Genomic DNA, 23642 nt, shown 5'->3' on the forward strand with positions numbered 1-23642 from the left:
CATGGCCGCCATCGAGCTGGAGCCGCTGCCGCCGCGAGAGGCTGTCGAGTTCTTTCGCCAGAAGGGCTATCGGATGGCGTTCGCCTGGCAGGACATGCCTGCCCAGGAACACGCGGCCGCCTTCACTGTGGCCAAGGCGATGCGGCTGGATGTGCTGAAGGACATCCGCGGTGCCACCGACCGCGCGATCGCCGAGGGCACCACGTTTCAGGACTTTCGGCGCACGCTCGGCCCGCAGCTGCAGGACAAGGGCTGGTGGGGCAAGCGCGAGATGGTCGATCCGGTCACCGGCGAGACGGTCAATGCGCAGCTTGGCAGCGATGCCAGGTTGCGCAAGATATTTGACACCAACGTTTCCACCGCGTATTCCGAGGGGCAGTCCGAGCGGATCCAGCGCAACATCGAGCTGTTTCCCTACCTGCAGTACTTGCGCAGCTCGAGCGAGCACCCTCGCTTGTCGCATGCAGCCTTTGCCGGCCGCGTCCTGCGTGCAGACGATCCCTGGTGGCAATCGCATATGCCGGTCAAGGAATGGGGCTGCAAGTGCGGGGTGCTGCAGCTGACCGCGCGCCAGGTGAGCCAGATGGGCCTTGAGGTCAGCGAGGCGCCGCCCGAGCGGTATGTCGAGTACACGAACACTCGCACGGGCGAAACCATGGATGTGCCGGTGGGCGTGCATCCGGCCTTCAACTATCGGCCAGGCCTGCGCCGCGAAAGTCTGGCCCGGGCGTTGATGGACAAGGCGGACGCGGCCGAGCCACGCACGGCCGCGCGCATGCTGGCCGACGGCACCGATCAATGGGCACCGCTGGTACAGGCCGAGTTCAACGACTTCGTCGGCCGCTACACCCGCGGTGAACGCCGCACGGTTGGGCAGCGTCGCGTGGTCGGTGCATTCTCCAGCGACCAGGTCGACGCGTTGCAGGGCGCCGGGCAGCTGCGCGGCGCGGGCGCCCGCGGCACGATTCACGTCGACATGACAAAGCTGCGGAGCATGCTGGGTGATGGGCAAGATGCTCCTGGTCCGGCCACGGACGCTGGCGCCGCACTCGTCGCGCAGCTGCCGACGCTGTTGCGCCAGGTCGGTGAGGCATGGCTGGACGGGCATCACGCGGTGCTGCTATGTACCTCCCCCTCCGATTCACAACGCGTGGTGAAGGTTGTCGTGGACCTCACCGGCCAGGCGCGCGGCAAGGCCGGGGCCAATGGCGTGGTCTCGATGGAAGTGATCGACCCCGCATCGTTTGACCGCACCGGTCTCTCCAAGCTGCAATAGGTGACGGCGGTGGGCGAGCAGCAGCCACTCCGGCCACATCAGGTGCACACCCGAAAACGCGGTAAACCCGTTTAATAGAGCGTTCCAAGGCATGGCGTCAGACTGGCGCCCATGCCTAAGTCCACCATTCCACTCCTTGCCGCGTTCGCCGTGCAGATCAAGCGCACGGGCGACGATGGCGCCATCCCTGAGCTCCATCTGCTGCCTGATGGCGAATTCAAGCCACAGGCGGCCGAGGATGTGCGCGAGATGCCCAAGTCCGGCACCTACCGCATGAATGCGCAGATCGCGGAGAAGGTCATCGCCCTGGCGCGCGCGAGCGTCAACGATTTTCCGATCGACTACGAGCACCAGACGCAACAGGCCGCCAAGAACGGCCAGCCCGCGCCGGCGGCCGGCTGGATGGCCGGCGCCAAGTTCGTCTTTCGCCCTGGCGAAGGCCTCTTTGCGCAGGATGTGCAGTGGACGGCGCGCGCCAAGCAGATGCTGGATGGCGACGAATACCGCTACCAAAGCGCCACATTCCTCTATCACCCCGAAACCGGTGACGTGCTGGCCATTGTCGGCGCCGCGCTCACCAACCGTCCTGCCCTGGACGGATTGACCAGCGCTCAGCTGGCCGCACTCAGCGCGCAGCTTGCGCGCCAATTCCTTCCCACCACCACCGAGGACGACATGAACCCTCTGCTCAAAGCCCTGCTCGAAGGCCTCGGCCTGCCCGAGACCGCCACCACCGAACAGGGCGTGTCTGCCCTGGCCGCCTTGAAGTCCCAGGCCGCGCAAGCTGGCCAGATCGCTGGCCTGAACGCCCAGATCGCGACGCTCAAATCGACGCCGCCCGACCCGACCAAGTTCGTGTCGGTGGATGCCGTTGCCTCTTTGAATACCGAGCTGGCGACCCTGCGTGCACAAGCCGCCCAGGGCGAAATCGATCAGGTCATCGGCCAGGCCAAGGCCGACGGCAAGGTGGCCAGCGATGTCGTCGAGAAGACCTGGCGCGACATCGGCAAGGCCGACCTGGCGCAGCTCAAGGCGCTGGTTGCCGCAACGCCCGCCAACCCGGTCCTCGCCGGCCAGCGCCAGACCGATGGAAAGCAGCCGGGCCAGCACGCGGGTGAACTGAGCCAGAGCGAACTCGCCGTGTGCGCGGCCATGGGCCTGACCCCCGACCAGTTCAAGGCCGGCAAGCAAGCCCAGGGCCTGGCCAACGGCTGATCGCCGCCCCCCCGTTTCTCACCTTCAGGACACTTCCATGACCGCTCTGACCCAGGATCGCAACACACTGCGCCGTGACGGCAACCAGATCGAACCGCCCGTGGCGGCCGCCACCAAGATCTTTGGCGGCTCGATCGTGTGCATCAACACCGCCACGGGCTACGCCGTGCCGGGATCGACCTCGACCACGCTCAAAGCTGTGGGCGTTGCCGAAGACCGCGCCGACAACAGCGCGGGCGCCGCGGGCGAGATCCGCGTGCGCCTGCGCAAAGGCCCGCACCGCTTCGCCAACAGCGCCTCGGCCGACCTCATCACCCTGGCCGATATCGGTGCCGACTGCTACATCGTCGACGACCAGACGGTGGCCAAGACCTCGGGCACCAACACCCGCAGCGTGGCCGGCAAGGTGTTCGATGTGGACGCCGACGGCGTCTGGGTCGACTTCGCCTGATCGGCCACCAGTCCTTCGAATTCGGAGATTTCGAACATGATCATCAATCACGCCAACCTGGCGATCCTCAACCAGGCCTTCAACGCGGCCTTCCAGTCGGGCCTGACCACCGCGGCTCCCATGTGGAACCAGTTGGCCATGATGGTGCCCAGCACCACGGGCACCGAGAAGTACGCCTGGCTGGGCTCCATCACGAAGTTCCGCGAGTGGCTGGGTGAACGGGTCTATCAGAACCTGAAGCAATCGGACTACTCGATCAAGAACAAGACCTGGGAAAACACCGTGTCGGTCGGCCGCGACGAGATCGAGGATGACCAATACGGCGTATACAAGCCCGTCATCCAGCAGCTGGGCCAGGACGCAGTGACGCACCCCGACGAGCTCGTCTTTGCGCTCCTGCAGGCGGGCTTCTCCACGCGTTGCTTCGACGGCCAGTACTTCTTCGACACGGATCACCCTGTCGGGCAGCCGGGCCAGGAAGTGAGCGTGAGCAACTTCCAGGGTGGCTCGGGCGCAGCCTGGTACTTGGTGGACACGACCAAGGTGATCAAGCCGATCATCTACCAGCGTCGCCGCCCCTACGCCTTCCAGTCCAAGACGAGCCTGACCGACGAAAACGTCTTCAACCGAAACGAGTTCGTCTGGGGTGCCGATGGGCGCAGCAACGTCGGCTATGGCCTGTGGCAACTGGCCTATGCGTCCAAGGAAGGCCTGGACCTGCAGGCGTACTCCGATGCCCGCGCCTCGATGCAGAGCCAGAAGGCCGACAACGGCAAGCCGCTGGCGATCCGCGCCGCCGAGCTCTGGGTGCCGCCCTCGCTGGAGCAGGCTGCGCTGGAGGTCATCCAGGCCGACCGCCTGGCCAACGGCGCGAGCAACGTGATGCGCGGCACCGCCAAGGTCGTGGTCTGCCCGTACCTGGGGTGATCGGCTAACCCCGCCCGCACCACTTGACCCAACCCGATATACCGGAGATTGCCCACATGGCTACCGCCAAACCCCGAGGCCGCCAGGCCACCGCAAAACCGCCCGTCACCAAGCCCGACGGCGCCAAGGCCCTGAAGGTCGTTCCCAAGACCGACGGCTTTCGTCGCGCCGGCCGCGCCTTCGCCGGCGAGACGGTGATTCCGCTGTCCGAGCTGACCGATGAGCAGTTCGAGCAGCTCACCACCGAGCCGCAACTGGTGACGATGCTGATCGACCTGCCCACCGAACCGGATAGCAGCAACCCGGCCAACGCGACCTGACACCCCATGCGACGGGCGCTGAACCCCATCTGTTGCGTCTGACGGATGGGGCGAGCCTTGCAGACGCTACCGCCCAACCTCTGCCGGGGCTGGATAGTGCGGGAACCGGTTTGGTCTAGCCCCGGCATTTCTACGGTCTTTCCCATGTCCTACGCCACTGCCACCGAACTGCTGATCCGTTTCGATTCCGACGAGATCTCCCAGCGTGCCGATCGCATGGTGCCACGCCTGGTCACCGACGAGATGCTTCGGATCGCGGCCGCCGGTGGCGATCTGAGCGGCTTCACGCCCGAGGAGCGGGCCGCGATCGCGCGGGCCATGGAAAAGGTCGACCGTGCGCTGGCCGATGCGCGCAACACGATCGATAGCTACATCGCCGGGCGGTACACCTTGCCGCTTTCGTCCGTGCCGCAGGTCCTGATCCGGATCGCCTGCGAACTGGCCCGCTACTACCTCTACGACGATCAGTTCACCGAGACCGTCAAGCAGCGCTATGACGCCAACATCAAATTCCTGATCGGCGTGGCCTCGGGCGATGTAAAGCTGGGCGTGGACGCAGAATCTGGCGTTGAACCGGCTGGCGGCGCCGGCGCCGAGCTGTACACCGCCGGTCGCATCTGGGATCGCCGCTCCTCGGGAGGGTTTCTCTGATGGTCCAGGCCACGATCCGCTACGAAGGGCAGCGCGGGCTGGATGCCGCCTTGTCTCGCCTGGCCGCCCTTGGCCGTTCGCCCCGGCCGATCTTCAAGGCGATCGCCAACTACGGCGAATCCTCCACTCGCCTGCGCTTTGAGCGCCAGCGGGGCCCTGATGGCTCGGCCTGGAAACCCAGCCGTCGGGTCCAGAAATCCGGCGGCCAGACGCTCGTCAAGAGCCGGCGCCTGCTACGCAGTATCACCAACGCCTATGGCGACACCTATGCAGCCTGGGGCAGCAACGTCGCCTATGCACGCATCCACCAGCAGGGTGGCGAGATCAATCGTGCCCCGTATTCGACCCGTATCCGCCTGCGCACCGATGCCCGCGGCAACCTGGTGCGCCAGCCTGGCAATCGCAATCTGGCGGTGTTCGCCCGCGATAGCCACAAGCGGGCCCGCACGAGCTGGCATGAGGTTCGTGCCTACAAGATCCGGATGCCCGCCCGGCCGTTCTTGGGTGTGAACCGCGAGGACCTGTGGGCAATGGGCCGCCTGACGGTGCAGGCCATTCAAGCGGCAGAGGGAGGTGGCGGTGCTCGGTAAGCATGAACTCGCCCTCATTGCGGCCTTGAAGGCGCGCCCGGGCATCCAGAAGACCACGCGCACGGTCGGCAGCCTACCCACCGTGCCTGATGACGCCAAGCTGCTGCAGCGCTACCTAGTGGACGCTCCCGCGCTGTACGTCACCGAAGGGGTGTATCGGATCGTCGACGACATGGGCGTACTGGCATTCACCGTGGGCATCGTGGTGCGCAACGTGGGCGGCAATACCCAGGCCCGCCTTGGCGATGGCCAATCCATCAGCGCGGATCAGCTTCTGACGTTGGTGATCCGGGCGCTGCATGGCCGGCGCATTGGCGACGCCAGCTGGAACATCCGCCGCGCAGAGTACCTGGAGCCCGTCGATGTCTTCGAGACCGCCGGGCTCACCGTGATCGGCGTGTCGGTTGAAAGCACGCCGATGGCGCTGCCCGATGATCCGGAGGAGCTGGACGGCCTGGGTGACCTGCGCCACGTTCACCTGGACATGGACATCGCCCCGCACGCAAGCCGCGAAGAGCACGAAAAATGGCTCGCCGAGCCGCCCGACTACAGCACCGACAGGCCTGACCTGCAGGCTGACATTCCGCTGGCTGGCGCCGGCACCGACAACTGACATCCGAGGATCCAGAATGCAGACCGTCACCCTCAAACCGGCCGTCATCGACGGCGAACCGCTCAAGGTGCGCAAGCCCCAGGGCGGCTATCTCGCCACGCAGGGCGAGCCCATTGTGCTGACCACGTACTGGCGCCGGCGTCGCGACGACGGCGATGTGGTCGCGGTCGATAAGACGCAGCCTGGCGCAGCCGCGCCGGCCGATCCCAATCCGGCCGATACCCCGGTCGCGCCCGCCAAGTCCGCCTCGGCCAAGGGCGCCAAGGCGGCCACCGAGTAACGATCCAAGGAGCCGCCATGCCGGACAACATCATTTTCAATACGATCCCGACCGACATCCGTACGCCGGGCCAGTACGTCGAAATCGACAACTCCAAGGCGCTGCGTGGGTTGCCGTCGCTCAACCGCCGCATCCTGGTGGTGGGCAACAAGCTGCCCACCGGCACCGCGGCCCCGCTGACCCTTTATCGCGTGAACAGCGGTGACGAGGGCGCCACACTGTTCGGCCGCGGCAGCGTGCTGCACGAAATGCTGCGCCTCGCGCGTCGGGCCAACAAGACGAGCGACATCTGGGCGCTGGGCGTCGAAGACCTCGCCGCTGGCGTGGCCGCCACCAAGACCATCACCGTCACCGGCCCCGCTGCCGCTGCCGGCACGATCGCCCTCTACATCAACGGCCAGAAGCTGTCGGTCGGGGTGGCGGCCGGCGATACCGCCACGGCTGTCGCCACGGCGATCGCCGCTGTCGTCAATGGCTACCAGAACGGCCCGGTCACGGCCTCGACGGCCGCAGGCGTGGTGACGCTGACGGCGCGCCATAAGGGTGCCTTCACCCAAGGCATCGGCGTGCTGGTCAACTTCTACGACGACGAAACGCTGCCGGCCGGTCTGGTGCTGGAGATCGCCAACGGCGTGACCGGCACCGGCAACCCCGACGCGGCCGACGTGGTCGCGGCCATCTCCGACGAGTGGTTCTACACCATCATTTCGCCCTGGAGTGATTCGGCGAACATGGCGATCATCGAGGCAGAGCTCGACAGCCGGTTTGGCGGGATGGACATGCGCACGGGCCACCTCTTCACGGGCATGGCCGGCACGCACGCCCAGCTCACGACCTATGGCTCTGCCCGCAACAACGAACACAGCTCATTTATCGGTGTGAAGAACCCGCCGCAGGCGCCGTACCTGTGGGCGGCCGTACACGGCGCGGTGGTCGAGTTCAACGGCGCCATCGACCCGGCACGACCCTTCCAGACGCTCGATCTGCCGGGCCTGCTGCCGCCCAGCCCGAAGGATCGTTTCCGTCGTGAAGAGCGCCACCTGCTGCTGCACGATGGTTGCAGCACGTTCACCGTCTCCCAGGACGGCATCGTGCAGATCGAGCGCGTGGTGACCACGTACCAGACGAACGCCTGGGGGATCGAGGATGTCTCCTACCTGGACGTGGAGACCGTGTGGACGGCGGATTACATGCGCTATGCCTTCCGCACGGCCGTGGCCACGAACTTCCCGCGGCACAAGCTCGCCGACGACGGTACCGACTTCGACCCCGCCCAGCCGATCGCGACGCCGTCGATGATCGCGGGCGTCCTGATCGCCACCGCCAAGTCCCTGGAGAAGGCGGGCCTCCTGGAGAACTTCGAGGATTTCAAGAAGAACCTCATCGTCCAGCGCAGCATGGTCGATCGCGACCGTGTCAATGCCGTCATCCCGCCTGACCTGGTGAACCAGTTCCGGGTGTTTGCGGGCAGCATCCAGTTCATCCTGTAAGGAATCGAGAACATGCCTCAAGTTACTGGCCGAGTATTCATCAGCGTGGGCGGCCGCCGCCTGCGCAGCAAGCCTGGCGCCACGCTCGACATCGGTGGCGTTTCCCGTGCGCCTGTCACGAGCGACAGCGGCGTCGACGGCTACACCGAGTCCACCGCTGCGCCGGCGGTCAACTGCACCATCAGCCACATGTCCGGCGTGAGCCTGGCCGACCTGGCCGGCATCCGCGACGAAACCATGCGGTTCCAGACCGACACCGGCATCGGCTACACCATCCGCGGCGCCTGGTTGGCGTCACCACCCGTGCTGGGCGGTGGCGGTGAGGTCACGCTCGCCTTCAATGGCGTCGAGTGCATCGAGGGCTAGGCCCCTCTGTAAACCCATTTCAAGGAACACCATGAATACTCCCCTGACCGTTATCAAGACGCTGCCTTCGCCCTGGGTGGTAGGCGGCAAACCCGTCACCGAGATCGAAGTTCGCGAAGCGTCGCTGGGCGACTCGCTCGAGGCCGAGAAGGAAGCCAACCCGGCCCTGCAGCCGACCGCCTTCCAAGTCGCGCTGGCCTGCCAGGTGCTCGTGCGCGCGGGCGATGACACCGGCCCCTTCGTGCCGGCGCAGTTCAAGACCCTCAAGGGCAAGCAGTGGGCCGTCTTCCGCGAGGCCATGCAGGAGGCGGAAAAGCTGGGGGAAGACTGACGCGCGGCCGCGAGGGCGCGCTGCTGCAGATCATGCTCTTGGCATCCCGGCTGGGTTGGAGCCGGGCCGAGATCCTGGCGCTTCCCTTGCCGGAAGCGCAGTTTTATGTAGATCAGCTCACTAAGAAGAGGTCTGGGGAATGAGCGAATTCGTCGTTGGGGTTCGTGTCGATGGCACCGCTGCCGGCCTTACCAAGGCCGCGCTGGAAGCCAAGAAGGCCCTGGACAACATGGCCGTCGCGGGGGCCAAAGACCTTACCGCCATCGGTCGTGCCACCAAACAGACCGAAACCTCCCTCGTGAACATGGCGACGCGCACCCAGCGCGAGTTCGCCCGCATGGCCCAGGCGCGGGAAACCCTGGGCATCCGCTCTGAACACCGGATCCAGCAGGAGATCCTGCGCACGCAGGCCGCCTATCAGCGCCTGGCCAACAGCGGCACCATGAGCTGGCGTGAACAGCAGCGTGCGGCCGAACAGATGCGCCAGACGGTGGGACGGCTCAATGCAGAAATGGGCGTCTTCAGCGGAAGGCAGCGCTTGGTCGCCGGCGCTCAGAAGGCTGGCCTGTTGGCTGCTGGGGTTATGGCGGGAGCCGCCGTCGTCGCGCCTAAGGTAAACAGAGCCTTCGCGTATGACGAGCAGCTCGCTCATATGGCCAACACCGCGTATGGCGACCCATCGCTCAGCGCAGCCGAAGATCGGGCCCGTCGCTTCGCAGGTCGCCAGGAAATGGACCTGGCCATTCGGGAGGCGATTCGATACGGAGGGAGTACCCGAGAAGACGCCGCTAGCACGCTGAATTCGCTCCTATCCTCCGGGAAGTTCGGCGCTAAAGACTCTCTGACCATTTTCCGCGAAGCTGTGCGCGCGGCCTCGGCGAACCAGGCCTCTGGCGAAGACTTCGCTCAGATTGCGTTCGCTGCGAAGGGCAACATGGGGGTTAAGCCTGAAGACATGGCGCGCGTCTTCGGGGCCGCTACCTACGCGGGCCAAAGCGGTGCCTTTGAGATTCGAGACATGGCGAAGGCTCTCCCAGCTCAATTTGCTGCAGCATCACAGGCTGGTCTCTCCGGACTTCCTGGTATTGCAAAGCTCGCTGCGCTGAATCAGGCGACTCGGCTTACCGCAGGTACCTCTGATCAAGCAGCAACGAACACCCAGAATCTTCTGGCCAAGCTGGTGGCCCGAGACACAGTGGAGAACTTCGGCAAGCTCGGGATCAACTTCGATCAGCGAAAGGCCGAAGGCCGCATGAAAGGCCTGGACGCTCTCGATGTCACCGCGAACATCATTGAAGAGCAGTTGGCCAAGAACAAGAACTATCAGAACGCCATCAAGCAATATCGAGCTGCAGCAGAGGGAAGTGAACGGCAGGAGGCATTGGGCGGAGTAATGAAGATCGCTCAAGGCAGCGTCATATCGAAGCTCTTCCCAGATCAACAGGCGATGATGGCTCTGGTCGGGTACCTGGCAGACCGTGACAACGTCAACAAGATCACCAAGGATTCCTTGCTGTACGGTACAGACGCGGTCAACCGCAACATGTGGACCGTCGAAGACTCGCCCAGCTACAAGCTGAACCAGGCAAAGCAGGCCGCGGAGTTCGCAAACTATGACGCGATGATCAAATTGGCGCCTGTCACGAATGCGGTCGCGGACAGCTTCACCGAACTGGCAGCGAAGTCTCCTGAATTAGCCGCAGCGCTCAGCGGAGCTACCACCATCCTGCAGGGCGTGGCCGTCGCTGCAGGGGTTGTTGGGGTTGGCGGCGCGGCGCTTGGTGTCGGGAAGGTTGCAAGCTCCTTCGGCGCCGCGCGCGCTGCCAGGGCTGCGGCCACAGCCGCCGCCGCAGCCGCCCCTGCCGGCGCCACGAGCGCATTGGGCGGCGCCGGAGCGGGTGCGGCGGGGGGCATCAGCGCCGCCGGCGCACTTTCAGCCGGCTTTCTGGTTGCCGCGCCTGTCGTGGGTGCGTACGCCTATGACCAGATGACAAACACTGAAGGCGGGCTCCGCCAGCGTATCGCTGACCGCGATGCACGGATCCAAGAGTTCGATCAGATGATTGCGTTGAAACGCGAGGCTGGTGACACGCCGATGTCGATCGGCCGTGTCCAGGCCGAGCGTGACGCGCTGGCAGCTTCGCGTGACGACATGACGCGTCGGCTGCAGGAACTGCTGGCCAACACCAAGATCGGCGGCGAGGTCAACGTCAACATCACCGCCGCCCCGGGCATTCAAGCCAATGCTGACCTGCAGCCCAATGACGGCACCCGGATGACGGGAAATGTCGGGCGCACCAACGTGAACACGGACTGATATGGGCTGGCGTGAAGAACAGCGCAGGGTGGCTCATCCCAACGGGATGGCCGTAGGTGCGAGCTATAGGGGCGTGCCGTTTCGCACAACCGATTCGGATACGGGTGTCGGCCGCCGGAACGAGGTGCACGAGTACCCCATGCGGGATCTGCCTTATGCCGATGATCTGGGCCGACGGGCGCGCGAGTTCCAGGTCAATGGCTACGTGGTAGGGGAGAACTACCTGCAGGAGCGGGATGCGCTCATCGAAGCGCTCGAAGCGTATGGGCCGGGTGAGCTGATACATCCCAAGTACGGCATGCTCAACGTGGTTGTCGTGGGCCGGGTCAGCATCCGAGAGTCTCATTCTGAGGGAGGCATTGCCCGGTTCGCCATTACCTTTGCCGAGGCTGGCGAGAATACCTTTCCGCAGTCGGCCACCAGCACTCAGGATGGGGTCCACGACGCGGCGGATGTTCTTGGAGCGGCATCCGTAGATCGCTTTGCCTCGCTGGTCGACGTCGCCGGCGCCGCGGCCCTGACCGCTGACCTGGTCGGCCGCGTCAATTCCAGCCTGGATGCCCTGCAGCGCATGGTGGGCCTGAACGGCCTGGTCGATATCGCCGGCGACATCGTACGCGGCGCCTCGTCCATTGCTGGCCGTCTTTCCACGCTGATCCGCACGCCTGAGACGCTCGCCCTGCAGCTGCAATCGCTGTACCAGCAGCTTGGCCTGGCCATCAAGCGACCGAAATCCGCGATGGCTGACCTGCGTACGGAGTATGGCTCCAATGACCCTGTGCCTTGGACGGCTCCCGTCGGATCCGTGTCCCCGCCTCAGGGCGCCACCTCGGCCCGCCGGGTGGTGAACGCGGCAGCGATGGAGGAATTCACTCGCACCCAGGTGATCGCGACCCAGGCGCGCATCCTGACCGACGCCATTGAAGCCAAGGAAATGACGACGGCCCAGGACGCACGCGACCAGGCCGACGTGGTGCTGGAGGAGATCGATCACGAGCTCGAGGCGTACGATCCTCCTGCCCAGATGGCAGCGGCGCTCATTGCGCTGCGGGTGGCCATCGTGCGGGACGTGGCAGAGCAAGCCGACCGCCTGCAGCAGCGCGCGACCTATACGACCCAGGCCATACTGCCGGCGCTGCTGATCGCCCAGCGGGTGTACCAGGATGGCTCGCGGGCCGACGAGCTCGTCACGCGCAACCAGGTGCGCAACCCGCTCTTCGTGCCGGCCGGCGAGCTGGAGGTGCTGCGCTAATGGCCCAGCTCGACGAAAACCTGATCACGCTGGTGGTGGGCGGCCAGGCCTACGGCGGCTGGAAGAGCCTGGAGGTGGAGCGGGGCATCGAGCAGCTTGCTGGTGAATTCCAGCTCACGCTGACCCATCGGTGGCCCGGTGAGGACGCCCCGATCGGCTTGCGCGAGGGCCTGCCGTGCGAGGTGAAGTTCGGCCAGGACCTGCTGATCACCGGCTACATCGACACGATCGATATCGACCTGACCGATACTTCCTGCAGGCTCAACGTCAGCGGGCGGGATAAGACGGGCGACCTGGTGGACAGCTCGGCCATCCACGGCAGCGGTCAGTGGAAAAACGTGCGGCTGGAACAGATCGTGCGTGATATCTGCAAACCCTTCGGCATTGAAGTGTTGGTGCAGACGGATACGGGTGACGCGATCAGCAGCTTCTCGCTGGACGACGGTGAGAAGGCGTTCGATGCGATCGACCGCGCTGCGCGGTCCAAGGCGATCCTGGTGAGCAGCTCGCCGGCCGGCCAATTGGTGCTGACCCGTGCCAGCGAGACGCTGATCGAGACCAAGCTGGTTGAAGGCCTGAACATCCGGCGAATCAGCGCGCGGCACACCTGGGCACGTCGCCATTCCGAGATCCGCATGAAGGCGCAGGTCGCGGGCAACGACAACCAGTTCGGCGCGACGGCCGCCCATATCCAGGCGAAGGCAGCGGATCCGGAAATTGACCGCTACCGGCCGCTGATTATCCATTCCGAGCAGGGCCTGAGCAACGCCGAAGCCAAGGAACGAGCGCAGTGGGAAGTGTCAACCCGGATGGGGCGCGGCAAGCGGGCCCAGATCATCGTGGTGGGCTGGCGTACCGGCCAGGATGGCCAAGTCGGCGCCATATGGCTGCCCAATACCCTGGTGAGGGTCATTAGCCCGCGCATGTTCCTGGACCTGGATCTGCTGATCACCTCCTGCCGGTATACGTTGGACGAGACCAATGCCCGGCGCACCGCGCTCACCGTGTGCCGGCCGGAGGCGTTCGATCTGGAGGGCGCGTCGCCGCGCCGCCGGCGCAAACGCCGCAAACAACATCCTGACGACTCCCCCTGGGATCTGTCCGGAACGGGGAGACGCGAAGAATGAGCATTTCCTCAGCCCTGAATCGGATCCGGCTGGCCATCGCCCGCGCCCTCATTGGCCAAGTCAGCGACGGCGGTGGCCTGCAGAACGTCCAGATAGGCATCCAGGCCGATGTCGGCCGCGACCAGGTCGAACGGTTTCAGCAGTACGGCATGACGTCAGTGCCGCACCCCGGTGCCGAATGTGTGACCCTGTCCGTGGGCGGGAACACCGACCACCAGGTGGTGATCAATGTCGATGATCGCCGGCACCGGATGCGCGACCTGCAGACCGGTGAGGTCGCCTTATATACATCCCGGAAGATGTCGGTGTACCTGAGTAACGAAGGCATCGTCATACGCGCTGCCGGCATGCCGATTCGCATGACGGATGCCAGCGAGATCGAGCTGGACTCTTTCGTGCGCGTGACGCGCGGCCTGCGCGTCGACGGTGACGTGGACCTGCGAGGTGGTAAGGCTACCCACAACGGCACGGACATCGGCCATCAGCACAAGCATGACGGCGTGCAAGAAGGCGACGACATCTCCGGCACGCCCGTCGCCTAGCCGGTAAACCTGTTTAATGGCACTGCCGGCCATGTTCCGCGAGACTGCGGAGCATGGACTTCTCTCTCACCCTTGACCCCGAAACCGGCCTGCTCGACATGAGCCTGGCCGGTGCGGATTTCGCCGGCGACGATACGCTGGTGACGGCGGTGCTGCTCAGCTTGTGCACGGACCGCCTGGCGCAGCCGCACGAGGTGGCGGCCGGTGAAGACCGCCGTGGCTGGTGGGCCGACGCCTACGCCTCGTCCCCCCAGGACAAGTTCGGTTGCCGCTGGTGGCTGCTCGCCCGAGAAAAGCAGTTGCAATCCACAGTTCAGCGTGCCCGTGATTACGCCCTCGAAGCTCTGAAGTGGATGCAGGAAGACGGCCTGGTCACCTCGGTTGGGGTGAGCGCCTTCGTTCCGCGGATGGGCTGGCTCGTCCTGCTTATCACGCTCTCCCTGAACGGGGTAGACCGCCGCTATCGATTTGAATGGAACTCCGCCGCTCAGGCCTGGCGCCTGGCCGGTGAGTCGTTCGCGCCCGCTGAGGTTTGACATGCCCGTTCCGCGTCCAACCCTTCCCAAGCTAATCGAGCAGCTGGCCTCGGAGATTGAGAGCCGCCTGCCTGGAATTCTGACTCGGGCCCGCCGCAGCCTGGCTGGCGTTCTGGTGCGCGTGTTCTCCGGCGGCCTGGATGCCCTTTACAAGTTCCTCGAGCGGGTGTTTAAGCAGGCCTGGCCCGACCAGTGTGACGAGGACGAACTGCCTGCTCACGGGGCGCGGTGGGGCGTCCTACAGAAGACCGCGGCGCCGGCGACCGGGTCGCTTCTGATCGGCGGGGAAAACGGGGCATCGCTGATGGCCGGTTCTGTGTTCCAGCGTGCCGACGGCGTGCAGTTCACGGTCGATGCCGGCGTCACCATTGTGGGCAGCAGCGCCACGGTCGCCATTACCGCCGAAGAGCTCGGCCAGGCTGGCAACACTGCAGCCGGCGTTCAGTTCACCTTGGCCAGCCCAGTGGTCGGCATCAACAGTACCGCCGTCGCGTCCACCGCGATCTCCGGCGGCGCGGATGTCGAGCGGCCGGAATTGTTCCGGGCCCGGATCCTGGAGCGTATTCGCCGCCCGCCTCATGGCGGGGACAACGATGACTATGTGGCCTGGGCCAAGGAAGTCCCTGGCGTGACGCGTGCCTGGTGCACGCCCAATGGCATGGGCGCCGGCACCGTCGTCGTGCGCTTCGTCCGGGATGACGATGAGGACCCGATCCCGGATGCGGGTGAGAATGAAACGGTTCGGGCGCATATCGAGGCGAAACGGCCGGTCACTGCCGAGCTCTTTGTGCCGCTGTCAGTGGCAAAGCCCGTTGCCTACGTGATCTCGGATCTGGAGCCCGACACGGCTGAAATCCGGGCCGCGATTATCGCCGAGCTCAAGGACATGCATGTCCGTGACGCGATCCCAGGGGGCACGCTGCTGGTCAGCCACATGAGGGAAGCCATCTCGATCGCCGCCGGCGAGAACGACCACGTGCTGGTGTCTCCGGCCAGCAATGTAACCTGCCTGCCCGGCGAACTGGCAACCTTCGGGGGAGTCACATGGGCGTGAGAAGCATTGAAGCCTGGCGCGAGGCGCTCCTGGCGCTGTTGCCGCCCGGCGCCATGCTCAACCGTCAGCCTGGCGGTGTGCTGGTCCGCCTATTGGAAGCCTGCGGTGCCTCGATGCGCGCGGTCGAGCGGCTGGCGGTGTCGCTGGTGGCCCAGTTCGATCCGTTGCTCGCCGACGAGTTGCTGGATGACTGGGAACGGCTCTACGACCTCCCCGATGAATGCCTGGATGCCCCTGTCGGCAAGGAACAGCGGCGCCAGCGCGTCAACATGCGCCGGCTCATGCTCGGGGATGCCAGACCCGAGTACTTCCGGCAGATGGTCATCGGCCTGGGCTACCCCGACGCGCGGATCGACGAGTTCCGCCCGTTCCGGGCCACCAGCAAGTGCACTGCGGCGATCAACCAGGGCGGCTGGCGCTTTGCGTTCAGGGTGAATGTCGTCGCCTCGGCCAACATTGTTCAGGCCACCGCCAACAGCAAATGCACGGCGCCGCTACGCGCCTGGGGCGATCCCGGGCTGCTGTGCCTCCTATCCCGCTACAAGCCCGCGCACACGGTCGTGCTGGTCGGGTATGTCGATTCCCTTTGATTTGCCTTTTCTAGGTGCGCCATGCGACGAATAGCCACTCCCACACGACATCTGAACAAGTTCGGCCCCGGCCGTGACGGCTTTGCCAACGGTGACCCGATCGCTGGCGTGCCAGCGACAGACCTGCAGGCGGAATGGTTCGACGCCCTGCAGGAGGAAGTGGCCGCGGTCGCCGAATTCGGTGGGGTAGCGCTCGACCCCAACAGCAACGTTCAGCTCCTGCAGGGGATCCAGCGTCTGATTGCCCTAGCGCTTACGAGCCGGCCGCTGATCTGCTCGATCTTGGATCTGCCCACGACCGACGTCGGTCCGATCATCGTGACCGAATGCAGCGAGGTCTGGACCTGGGCCAACACGGCGTTTTTCACGGGCTACCGCTCGCTGCTGTGCGGACGCCCCTTGGATGGTCACACCGCCGCGCCGCTGGCCAGCGAGGTCGACGCGGTCGGCGGCCTGCTGCCGAAGGTCGGAGCCTACGCAGGTCTGTGGGGCTATGCGCAGGAGCAAAGCCTGGTTCGTACGGAAGCTGTGTGGCAGGCCAATCGCGGCGCGCATTGGTTCTCGGACTACTCGGCCACGCAGTTCCGCGTGCCCGACCTGCGCGACATGTTCCGCCGCTTTACGGGGACTGACCTCGACACTGCAAATGCGAGAGGCATGGGGAGCAAGCAACTTGATGCTAGCCAGCACATGTTTGGAATGGTGGGTTCAGTGCAAGCGAAAAATATCGCTGGTCCATTCAGAGAGGAGCCGGGTACAACGACCTGGTTTGCTGCGAGCCAGACGCAGGCACAAGCTTTTGCGAATGTTAGCTTTGACTCATCTCGCGTAGTTCGAGTGTCGACTGAGACTCGTCCCGTCAACGTCGCGTACCACCCCCGAATGCATGCCTAGATTCATACATGAATCCTGGGGTGAAATGCCACATTTTCCGGCCTGACGGCCCCCGCGTGCCCATAGTTGGTTGTGGTGGTATAGCTCCCTTTGACTATGGTTGTTGTCAGCGTTGGGTACAGCGAAAGATCGACGGACTCGGCTCCAATTGAGCCTTTGGAGTTCGGACTCGAGCATCCAAGTGCGCAAACGCCTTCCAGGTCACCAGTGGAGGGGTCATATATGGTCAATGTTCCTTTTTGCTTGCTACCTAGGACTCTCGCATTTGCAGTGAAAAGGACTTTAGACATGGATACGAGGGTGATAGGCGGTGTTGTGGGGCCTAGTCTCCTTACCTCCGCCAGCCTTAATCACGCCAGCGGCACGGAACGAGGTCAGGGTGGACTGGAATACAGGGCGGCCGTTACCGCTGGCGGCTCCATACGCGTCGCGCTCGACAAGAATCTCAAGCGCGGCTTCGTTGATGGCTTCGCGTTGCCGACTACCCAGCGCTCTCGCATTTGCAGTGAGGCAGACGTCAAGCATGGATGCGGGCGTGATAGGCGGTGTTCACTGGCCGGGTTTCCGTGCCGCCGGCCGTCGTGGTTTGGCCTGATGCGCCGGTCAGCAGATTGCCACCGCCAGCGCCTTGGGCGGAGTGCGTGGTCCCCCCGTGGGCGTGCGATCGAAACTGGTCGGCCTGCCTGGACGCAAGCGCACGCGCATTTGCAGTGTTATTTCCAACCCAAGGAGAGCCAAATGGCTACCAAAACCGTCTATCAAAGCGATCCCATAAGCGGGATCTACCTCTTTACGACACAGGCTAACGAGCTGGCCCTCGCCCCAGGTCTGTTCAATATTCCCTTCGGCGCCTACGAAGAGGCCCCGCCTGCAGTACCGGAAGGCGAGGTCGCTCAGTGGAATCCCACCTCGTCAGCTTGGATGGCGGTGGAGGATCACCGTGGGGAGACTTTCTACCTGGTCAAGGACGGGACGGCGTACGAGATGGGCAGCAGCGTGGAAGTCGATGGTGAGCCAACGAGTTACCCCGGTTGGGGAAAAGTGCCAGCCTGGTTGACCCTGATACCCGGTAGCCCCGTGGCCAGCGAAGCTGGCACCGCAGGCGAGTAAAAGACGCGGCGACGTGTTCGGCGCTGGAACGCCGAGCACGCCCCGCACCAGCAGAATGAGGCTGCCAATGTGGCCAAGGCCGCGTCACCTGTGCACAGGCGCGCCAAGGCTACCATTTTGAAACGATTTTACAAAATGGCATCTCCCATCATTCCATGGCTCGGCGGCAAGCGCCGCTTGGCCGATCGCCTGCTTCCGTACTTCCCGTCTCACCAGTGCTACGTCGAACCGTTCGCCGGCGGGGCGGCCATGTTTTTCCTGCGGCCCATGGCGTCCGACGTTGAAGTGCTCAACGACGTCAACGGCGAGCTGATCAACCTGTATCGGGTCGTGAAGCACCACCTGGAGGAGTTCGTCCGCCAGTTCAAGTGGGCGCTATCGAGTCGGCAGGTGTTCAAGTGGCTGCAGGCCACGCCCGAAGAGACTTTGACGGACATCCAGCGAGCAGCCAGGTTCTTCTACTTACAGCATTCGGCTTTCGGCGGTCGCGTCGACGGGCAGTCGTACGGGACGGCCACCACCGCGCCGCCTGGGCTTAACCTGCTGCGCATTGAGGAAAACCTCTCCGCCGCACACTTGCGCCTGGCCAGCGCCTATATCGAGAATTTGCCCTGGTTTGAGTGCATCCGCCGATATGACCGGCCGCACACTTTTTTCTTCATGGATCCGCCGTATTGGGAGACCGAGGGCTATGGGGTGGAGTTCGGCTGGGAGCAGTATGAGCGACTCGCGGCCGTGCTGGGCAAACTGAAAGGGAAGGCGATGGTGACCTTGAACGACCACCCCGCCATCCGCGCTCTATTTGCCGCCTTTCCCATTGAGTCCACCGACGTCACGTATACCGTGGGAGTCGGCGCTGGCGCCCAGCGGCGTGAGCTGGTGATATTCAGCTGGGACGTGCACGCTGATCCAGCTGGGCTGGTGTGAGGCCTGCCGCCAAGCGGGCACGCTGCCGCCGGCCGAGGTCGCTGCGGGCAAGCTCCTTGGCCAAGTCTCGCCCCGAAGGATGGTAATAACGTAGCAGCATGCGAGTATCCCGGTGCCCAGTTACTTTGGCGAGCTTGTGCATGTCATACACCTCGGCAAGGCGGGTTGTGGCCTCATGGCGTAGATCGTGCAGTCGGAGGTCGGCGAAATACTCTGGCTTCGGCACTCGCCCATATCGTGCGCACAGGGCCTCGTAGTCCCTGCGGGCACGCTTGCGGGCTCGGGCAAACGCCCGCGTGGCTGAAGAGGGCGAGATTGAGAAAATCCGTCCTCTGGAGGGCTTGCCGACGAGGTAGTGTTTCAACCAGGCCAGCGCCCAGGGAGTCAATGGGACCGCGCGGCGTTGACCATTCTTGGTGTCGTCGAGATAGATCACGCCGTGGGCCAGGTCAATGCGCTCTCGCTTTGCCGTGACGACCAGCTCGGAGCGGCGCATGCCGGACTCGGCAGCCAGGACCATGATGGTTGGCAATTCGGCCGAGGTGGTCGACCGGATCAGCCATTCGATCTCGCTTCTGGGGCACTCTGTTTCCGCGACGCCTCTAAGGCGGATGTTGTCGTAGAGGCGGCGTTCCCGGGCATCGTTGACGGCGGGACGGTCTACGAACTGAAGCGGGTTGACCAGGGTCCGGTACTTCCAAGTCTTCCGGGCCACTGTATATAGATGGGACACGAGGGCCAGGCGGCGTACCACCGTTGCTGGCGCCAGGTCCTTTAACCAGGCGTTGGCGATGTCGCTGATGTCGGTATCCGTTATTGAGGCCAGACGGCGATTGGCCAGTCTCGTCTCAAGCCAACGCGCCGCAATCGAGACGTCGGTTGCTGTTCCTTTCTTTCGGGGGGATATCTCGGCCAGATATCGGGCCAGAGAGTCGGAGAGGGTCGGGGTGAGGTTTTGGGGTCTGTGTTTCCAGCGGCTCATAATCAAAAGCCGTCAGATTCCCCAATTTGTAATTACTTTTCTGCTGCTGTAACTCAGCAAGAGGGCATTTATCTCAACTCAAATGCCCAAAATTTCGCGCGCCGCTTCAGCCACGCGCCGCCTCAACGCTGCTTGAGATACCCGTCCCGCGTCTGCGGCAGCTTCATCCCCAGCACGGCGGACGCGATCTGCGTGCGCAGGATCTGTGCGGTGCCGCCGGCGATGGTGAACATGCGCGCGTCGCGCACGTGCCGCTCCATCGGCAGGTCGCGGCCGTAGCCGGAAGAGCCGTGCAGCTGCAGCGCGTCGTTCGTGACCCGGTTGGCCGTTTCCGCCGCGATCACCTTGGCCTGCGCCGCCATCGACAGGTCCGGAAAGCCGAAGGTCTCGGCGGTGCCGCTGGTCGCGGCCGCGTGCAGCATGTGGCGCGCGGCGTTCAGCTGGATCGCCATGTCCGCGATCATCCATTGCAGGCCCTGGAACTCGGCGATGGGGCGGCCGAACTGCTGGCGCTGCCTGGCGTAATCCACCGCTTCCTCGAACGCGCCCTGGGCGATGCCCAGCGCCACGGTGCCGGCGCCGACGCGCTGCGCGTTATAGGCCTGCATCAGTCCCGCGAAGCCGCGCTTCAGGCCTTCCGGCGGCGCGACCAGCATGGACTTGTGCACCTTCAGGTCGCGGAAGTTGATGTAGGTCTCGGGGATGCCGCGCACGCCCATGGCGTAGGAGCGCTTGGCGATCTCCAGGCCCTTGCCGTCGCCATCCGGATCGCGCACATGAATGAAGGCTCCGATGCCCTGGTCGACGCCGCCGTCGAACACGCGCGCGAAGATCAGGTGCAGGCGCGACACGCCGCCGCCGGTGATCCAGTATTTCTCGCCGTTCAGGATGTAGTCGTCGCCCTTGCGCTCGGCGCGCGTGCCCATCTCGCTGGCGGCGCTGCCGGCCCGTGGCTCGGAGATGCAGATGGCGGGCTTGTCGCCGGACAGCACGCAGCCGGCCGCGAGCCGTTTCTGCTCGGGCGTGCCGTACTGCATGATGGCGCCGATCGCGCCCATGTTGGCCTCGACCGTGATGCGGCCCATGGTGGCGCAGGCCTTGGCCATTTCCTCCACGACCAGCACGGTGTCCAGGTAGTTGAGGCCCTGGCCGCCGTACTCGCGCGGGATGGTCATGCCCATGAAGCCGTGGTCGCGCAGCTGGTGCACGTTGTCCCAGGGATATTGCTCGGACTGGTCGGTCGCCGCCGCCGTGGGCTTGAATACGTCCTGCGCCAGTTCGCGGGCGCGTTGCCGCAGCGACAGCTGCTCGGCAGAGAGTCGGGTCATGATTGCTCCTTGTGATCGTTGGGGGCCGTGGCCGGTGCCTGGCCCAGCCAGTCGGCCAGCACCTGCGCGGCATGTTCGTCCAGTCGGGGTGGCGGCTGGCGGTAGGAAACCGGCGTGGCGGAAAGTTTCAGAGGATTGGCCAGCAGGTTCAGCTCGCCGTGTTCGGCCCAGTCGCAGGGCATGCGCAGATGCGCGCCGCGCGCCTGGACGTGGGGATCGTCGAACACGTCTCGCAGGTTGTTGACGGGGCCGCAGGGCACGCCCACGGCTTCCAGCCGCGCCAGCCAGTCGGCGCGCGCGCGCCGCGCCAGCGCGGCCTGTATCTGCCGGCACAGCTCGTCGCGGTGCGCGATGCGGGCGACGTTGGTGGCGTAGCGCGGGTCGTCGGCCAGCGCGGCGATGTCCGCGCTTTCGCAGAAGCGGCGGAACTGCGCGTCGTTGCCCACCGCCAGGATCATCGGGCCGTCCGCCGCGTCGAAGACCTGGTAGGGCACGATGTTGGGATGGCCGTTGCCCAGGCGTCTGGGCACGGCGCGCGAGGCCAGGAAGTTGGTGCCCGCGTTGACCAGCCAGGCGATCTGGCTGTCCAGCAGCGAGATGTCGATGTGCTGGCCCTGGCCGGTGAGATCGCGGTGGCGCAGCGCGGCCAGGATGCCGACGGCGGCGTACATGCCGGTCATGATGTCGGCGATGCCCACGCCCGCCTTCATCGGTTCGCCTGCGGGCTCGCCGGTCAGGCTCATGATGCCGCCCATGCCCTGGATCAGGAAGTCGTAGCCCGCGCGCGAGGCGTAGGGGCCGGTCTGGCCGAAGCCGGTGATGGAGCAATAGACCAGCCGGGGATGGCGCTGCTTCAGGCTGGCGTAGTCCAGTCCGTACCTGGCCAGGCCGCCGACCTTGTAGTTCTCGACCAGCACGTCGGCGCGCTGCAGCAGCTGCTCCAGCCGCGCGCGGCCCGCGTCCGTGGCGATGTCGATCGCGATGGAGCGCTTGTTGCGGTTGGCGCTCAGGTAGTACGCGCTTTCGTCGGTGGCGCGGCCGTCGCGGTCCTGGATGTAGGGCGGACCCCACTTGCGCGTGTCGTCGCCCTCGCCGGGCTTCTCGACCTTGACCACGTCCGCGCCCAGGTCGCCCAGCAACTGGGTGGCGCTGGGGCCCGCGAGGATGCGGGACAGGTCCAGCACGCGCACGCCTTTCAGCGCAGAGGCATTTTCCGGCGGCATCGCCAGTCTCCTTGTCGTGTGTTCACGGCCCGGCGGGCGCCGGGGCCGGTGTTCCTGTTCGCGGCCCGCATCCCCGATCCTAGGCCAGCAGCACGCGTTCCAGCACGCTTTCGCAGGCAGCGAGCTGGGAACGCAGGACGAATTCGTCGGCGGTATGCGCCTGGGCGATGTCGCCCGGCCCGCAGATGACGGTGGGGATGCCGGCCGCCTGGTACAGGCCGCCCTCGGTGGTGAAGGCGACATGGCTGCCGCCGGCCGCGCCGGCGGCGAACAGCGCCTGCACCAGGCGGTCCTCGTCCGGGCGGGCGGTCAGCGCCGGCACGGCGGTCCTGCGTTCCAGCGTGATGCGGGCCTCGGGTTCCCGGTCCCGCATGCCGGCCTGCAGCGCGGCGGCGCGCTCATGCACGGGCGCCAGCGCGCGCTCGGGATCGGTCGAGGGCAGGAAGCGCAGGTCGAAGTCGAACTCCGCGGCCTCGGGGATGACGTTGGTCGCGGTGCCGCCGTGCACGCGGCACACGGCCATGGTGGAGTAGGGCACGAGGAAGTTCTCGTCGACCTCGTCGCGTTGCAGCTGGCGCGCCTGGCGCGCGATGTCCGCCACCAGCTCGCAGGCCGTCTCGGCGGCGTTCACGCCCGTGCCGCTGAGCGAGGAATGCGCGGCGCGGCCCTGGACGCAGCAGCGCCAGGCCTGGCGCCCCTTGTGCGCGCGGATGACGGCCATGCGGGTGGGCTCGCCGACGATGCAGGCCGCCGGGCGGATGCCGGCTTCGGCCAGGTCCTTGATCAGCCCGCGCACGCCCACGCAGCCGATTTCCTCGTCGTAGGTGAACGCGACGTGGACCGGCTGGCGCAGCGCGGCCAGGTCGATGCGTTGCAGCACCGCCAGCACGCAGGCCAGGAAGCCCTTCATGTCGCAGGCGCCGCGCCCGTACAGGCGCTCGCCGTCCTCGGTCAGCGTGAAGGACGGCCGCGACCAGTCCTGTCCCGCCACCGGCACCACGTCCGTGTGGCCGGACAGCAGGATGCCGCCGGTGGCGCCGCCATGGCTGGCGTACAGGTTGGCGCGCTTGCCGTCCGGGCTGTAGGTGTAGCGGACCGCGAAGCCGCGCGCGCGCAGCGCCTGCTCCGCCAGGCGCAGCAGGTCCAGGTTCGAGCTGCTGCCGGATATCGTCGGGAAGGCGATCAGCGTGGCCAGCCAGGACAGCGCGGCGGCCGAGCAATCGGTGGAGGCGTCGAGCATGGGCATCACG

Annotated in this window: 26 protein-coding genes; 22 read left to right on the forward strand and 4 right to left on the reverse strand. The window is 65.4% G+C overall.

Annotation, left to right across the window (positions count from 1 at the left end):
• The first annotated feature begins 1 nt into the window (after position 1).
• The 22 genes from KDH83_RS03835 to KDH83_RS03940 all read left to right on the forward strand — a co-directional run bounded on the left by KDH83_RS03835 (position 2) and on the right by KDH83_RS03940 (position 18859).
• A complete protein-coding gene (locus tag KDH83_RS03835; RefSeq protein WP_053497715.1) occupies positions 2–1276 on the forward strand; it encodes a phage minor head protein in 1275 nt (424 codons plus the stop codon).
• Between the two features lie 111 nt (positions 1277–1387).
• Entirely contained in the window at positions 1388–2491 is a 1104-nt protein-coding gene (locus KDH83_RS03840; RefSeq protein WP_053497712.1) for a phage protease, read from the forward strand.
• Between the two features lie 37 nt (positions 2492–2528).
• Positions 2529–2942 carry a hypothetical protein gene (locus KDH83_RS03845; RefSeq protein ID WP_053497710.1) on the forward strand — a complete coding sequence of 138 codons (414 nt, stop codon included), beginning with the start codon at positions 2529–2531 and terminating at the stop codon, positions 2940–2942.
• Between the two features lie 36 nt (positions 2943–2978).
• Positions 2979–3869 carry a Mu-like prophage major head subunit gpT family protein gene (locus KDH83_RS03850; RefSeq protein WP_053497708.1) on the forward strand — a complete coding sequence of 297 codons (891 nt, stop codon included), beginning with the start codon at positions 2979–2981 and terminating at the stop codon, positions 3867–3869.
• A 56-nt stretch (positions 3870–3925) separates the two neighbouring features.
• A complete protein-coding gene (locus KDH83_RS03855; RefSeq protein WP_053497706.1) occupies positions 3926–4189 on the forward strand; it encodes an HI1506-related protein in 264 nt (87 codons plus the stop codon).
• A 144-nt stretch (positions 4190–4333) separates the two neighbouring features.
• Entirely contained in the window at positions 4334–4840 is a 507-nt protein-coding gene (locus tag KDH83_RS03860) for a phage protein Gp36 family protein (RefSeq protein ID WP_053497704.1), read from the forward strand.
• Positions 4840–5430, forward strand: a complete 591-nt coding sequence (locus KDH83_RS03865; RefSeq protein WP_053497702.1) for a phage virion morphogenesis protein — start codon at positions 4840–4842, stop codon at positions 5428–5430. The genes KDH83_RS03860 and KDH83_RS03865 overlap by 1 nt, the downstream gene beginning before the upstream one ends.
• Positions 5414–6043: a hypothetical protein gene (locus KDH83_RS03870; protein WP_155492269.1), complete on the forward strand. Its 630-nt coding sequence runs from the start codon at positions 5414–5416 to the stop codon at positions 6041–6043. The genes KDH83_RS03865 and KDH83_RS03870 overlap by 17 nt, the downstream gene beginning before the upstream one ends.
• A 16-nt stretch (positions 6044–6059) precedes the next feature.
• Positions 6060–6323, forward strand: coding sequence for a DUF2635 domain-containing protein (locus KDH83_RS03875; RefSeq protein WP_053497698.1), 264 nt, complete (start codon positions 6060–6062; stop codon positions 6321–6323).
• 17 nt (positions 6324–6340) lie between these two features.
• A complete protein-coding gene (locus KDH83_RS03880; RefSeq protein WP_053497696.1) occupies positions 6341–7813 on the forward strand; it encodes a phage tail sheath subtilisin-like domain-containing protein in 1473 nt (490 codons plus the stop codon).
• Between the two features lie 12 nt (positions 7814–7825).
• Complete coding sequence (locus tag KDH83_RS03885; RefSeq protein WP_053530710.1) at positions 7826–8179, forward strand: phage tail tube protein; 354 nt, start codon at positions 7826–7828, stop codon at positions 8177–8179.
• Between the two features lie 31 nt (positions 8180–8210).
• Positions 8211–8510 carry a hypothetical protein gene (locus KDH83_RS03890; RefSeq protein ID WP_053497691.1) on the forward strand — a complete coding sequence of 100 codons (300 nt, stop codon included), beginning with the start codon at positions 8211–8213 and terminating at the stop codon, positions 8508–8510.
• Positions 8511–8649: 139 nt separating this feature from the next.
• Positions 8650–10827, forward strand: a complete 2178-nt coding sequence (locus KDH83_RS03895) for a phage tail tape measure protein (RefSeq protein WP_053497689.1) — start codon at positions 8650–8652, stop codon at positions 10825–10827.
• Positions 10828–10873: 46 nt separating this feature from the next.
• Positions 10874–12079, forward strand: a complete 1206-nt coding sequence (locus tag KDH83_RS03900; protein WP_230846575.1) for a DNA circularization N-terminal domain-containing protein — start codon at positions 10874–10876, stop codon at positions 12077–12079.
• On the forward strand, positions 12079–13206 hold the full coding sequence (locus KDH83_RS03905; protein ID WP_053497685.1) for a phage baseplate assembly protein: 1128 nt from the start codon (positions 12079–12081) through the stop codon (positions 13204–13206). The genes KDH83_RS03900 and KDH83_RS03905 overlap by 1 nt, the downstream gene beginning before the upstream one ends.
• Positions 13203–13748 carry a phage baseplate assembly protein V gene (locus tag KDH83_RS03910; protein ID WP_053497683.1) on the forward strand — a complete coding sequence of 182 codons (546 nt, stop codon included), beginning with the start codon at positions 13203–13205 and terminating at the stop codon, positions 13746–13748. Before KDH83_RS03905 ends, KDH83_RS03910 begins: the two co-directional genes overlap by 4 nt.
• A gap of 53 nt (positions 13749–13801) precedes the next feature.
• Complete coding sequence (locus KDH83_RS03915) at positions 13802–14284, forward strand: phage GP46 family protein (RefSeq protein WP_053497681.1); 483 nt, start codon at positions 13802–13804, stop codon at positions 14282–14284.
• 1 nt (position 14285) lies between these two features.
• Positions 14286–15338: a baseplate J/gp47 family protein gene (locus KDH83_RS03920; RefSeq protein WP_053497680.1), complete on the forward strand. Its 1053-nt coding sequence runs from the start codon at positions 14286–14288 to the stop codon at positions 15336–15338.
• Positions 15329–15928, forward strand: coding sequence for a putative phage tail protein (locus tag KDH83_RS03925; RefSeq protein WP_053497677.1), 600 nt, complete (start codon positions 15329–15331; stop codon positions 15926–15928). Before KDH83_RS03920 ends, KDH83_RS03925 begins: the two co-directional genes overlap by 10 nt.
• A gap of 21 nt (positions 15929–15949) precedes the next feature.
• The gene (locus tag KDH83_RS03930) at positions 15950–16822 is read left to right on the forward strand and encodes a phage tail protein (RefSeq protein WP_212312896.1); all 873 of its coding nucleotides are present in this window, start codon (positions 15950–15952) and stop codon (positions 16820–16822) included.
• 738 nt (positions 16823–17560) lie between these two features.
• A complete protein-coding gene (locus tag KDH83_RS03935; protein WP_053497671.1) occupies positions 17561–17932 on the forward strand; it encodes a hypothetical protein in 372 nt (123 codons plus the stop codon).
• Positions 17933–18067: 135 nt separating this feature from the next.
• Positions 18068–18859, forward strand: coding sequence for a DNA adenine methylase (locus tag KDH83_RS03940; protein WP_053497670.1), 792 nt, complete (start codon positions 18068–18070; stop codon positions 18857–18859).
• Here the strand turns inward: KDH83_RS03940 and KDH83_RS03945 are convergent.
• From KDH83_RS03945 to argE, 4 genes are all read right to left on the reverse strand, one after another.
• Entirely contained in the window at positions 18819–19841 is a 1023-nt protein-coding gene (locus KDH83_RS03945) for an integrase (RefSeq protein WP_081004523.1), read from the reverse strand. The genes KDH83_RS03940 and KDH83_RS03945 overlap by 41 nt on opposite strands.
• Positions 19842–19963: 122 nt before the next feature.
• Positions 19964–21169, reverse strand: a complete 1206-nt coding sequence (gene acdA, locus KDH83_RS03950; RefSeq protein WP_212312897.1) for a 3-sulfinopropanoyl-CoA desulfinase — start codon at positions 21167–21169, stop codon at positions 19964–19966.
• A complete protein-coding gene (locus tag KDH83_RS03955) occupies positions 21166–22392 on the reverse strand; it encodes a CaiB/BaiF CoA-transferase family protein (RefSeq protein ID WP_212312898.1) in 1227 nt (408 codons plus the stop codon). Before KDH83_RS03955 ends, acdA begins: the two co-directional genes overlap by 4 nt.
• Positions 22393–22471: 79 nt before the next feature.
• Positions 22472–23638 (reverse strand): acetylornithine deacetylase, encoded by a 1167-nt coding sequence (argE, locus tag KDH83_RS03960; RefSeq protein ID WP_249204822.1) that lies wholly within the window; start codon positions 23636–23638, stop codon positions 22472–22474.
• Positions 23639–23642 lie beyond the last annotated feature (4 nt).

Origin of the sequence: Achromobacter sp. Marseille-Q0513, from assembly GCF_018195695.1 — a bacterium.
Classification (GTDB): domain Bacteria; phylum Pseudomonadota; class Gammaproteobacteria; order Burkholderiales; family Burkholderiaceae_B; genus Achromobacter.